At 61.9% G+C, this 1,378-nt stretch carries 1 protein-coding gene and 1 pseudogene; both read left to right on the top strand.

Features of this window, described 5'->3' with window-relative positions:
* A partial coding sequence (locus tag JMF90_RS37180; RefSeq protein WP_236598129.1) for a hypothetical protein occupies positions 1 to 736 on the top strand: 736 nt, incomplete at its 5' end.
* A 203-nt stretch (positions 737 to 939) separates the two neighbouring features.
* Positions 940 to 1,378: pseudogene (locus JMF90_RS37175) on the top strand (hypothetical protein); the annotation flags it as partial.

The raw sequence follows: 1,378 nt of genomic DNA, 5'->3' as shown, positions 1-1,378 counted from the left end.
AAATGCCTACCGGTTCGGCTGGCGTTTGCCCCGCGACGGTGGGGGCTGTTTCAAGACCCCTCGCCAGCCGCTTCCCGCGGGCGCAGTCGTCCTCGATGGAAGTTCACTTGCCGTGGCCTACGAACTCGTCGCGCCGGATCCCGTATCGCTGCCCAATGGCACTTACCAAGGGGTGCACACCTTCACGGTTGGACCAGGCAAGGATTTCGACTTCGGCGCGCACGCTCACGTGGCGCGATCGAGCGTCGATGTCGCGTTCGTGTTGAAGGTGCGCCACAAATTCATGATCACGGACTCGGGCGCTGGTAACGATGTCAAGCTCGCCCCTGCTCAGGGCTGGTTGAACTGGATAGCCGAAGGCAAGCCCTCTACCAGGATCGAGCGTGACGTCGCGTACGGGCTGTCCACGGGCGAGCCGCTGCGGGTGAGCCTGCGGTGCGAGGACGGTGAAGACGCAGCCGGCCGCTGCGTCATGCGCAACGCCCATGGCTCGGTCGTACCGGTCGATCTTGCGTTGACGGTGGCCGGTGCGACCACTGACCGTCAAGCGCCATTTAGTCGGATTCCACTGACCACGCGGGCACCCGCCGCGCTCGATGTCGACCGGTATCTGGACAACGCCGTGGCAACCGCCCATGTTGCCATTGACGGTCAGGGAGTCTCGGAGATGGGCCGGCATCCGGGGACGACCTATACAGGAAGGGCCTCCGTTGTATTTGATGCGGTCGCCGAGTGACGCGGCGGACGGGGCCGCGGCCGGCGCTTTCAGATTATTCCGATATTCGCCGCAACCTGGCGTGCGGAAAATGGAATCTCTGACATGCAGCCGGTCCACGCAAGCGCTGCATATTTTTGAACTGGCACACATGCAATGAGCGAAAGACGGGCCCCGGCAGCATCGGGCGAGATCGCATTCAGTGCCGATAAAAGGAGTGTCGAATGAAAGTCAATCTCGCGAAGTGTATGTTTGCTGGCCTACTGGCCATGTGCTCTCTTTCGGCCCACGCGGGCTCGCCGTCGATCAACATTGGCCCCATGTTCGAGTACATGGGCGGCAAGCAGTCATCGATCCTCAAGCGGATCCGGAACAAGGGGGATGCGACCGCATTCGTACGGGTCGAGGTGAGCGAGGTGGTGTTCAAGGATGACGGCAAGCAGGAAGAGGTGCCGCTCGATCCCGCGCTGTTGACCCAACGAGACGGTCAAGGGCTGATCGCGAGCCCCTCTCGCCTGATCGTGCCGGCCGAGGGTGCCCAATCGGTGCGTCTGCTGTATCGCGGCAAGCGCGACGCGGAGCGCTACTATCGCGTGCGCTTTGTACCTGTCGTGCCGAAATCGAAAGACGATTTTGTGCTGAGCAACGATGAAATCGAGCAAT

It is taken from the genome of Burkholderia sp. E168m23 (assembly GCF_016586125.1).
Taxonomy (GTDB): Bacteria; Pseudomonadota; Gammaproteobacteria; order Burkholderiales; family Burkholderiaceae; genus Burkholderia; species Burkholderia orbicola.
This window is presented reverse-complemented; position numbering and strand designations above follow the sequence as displayed.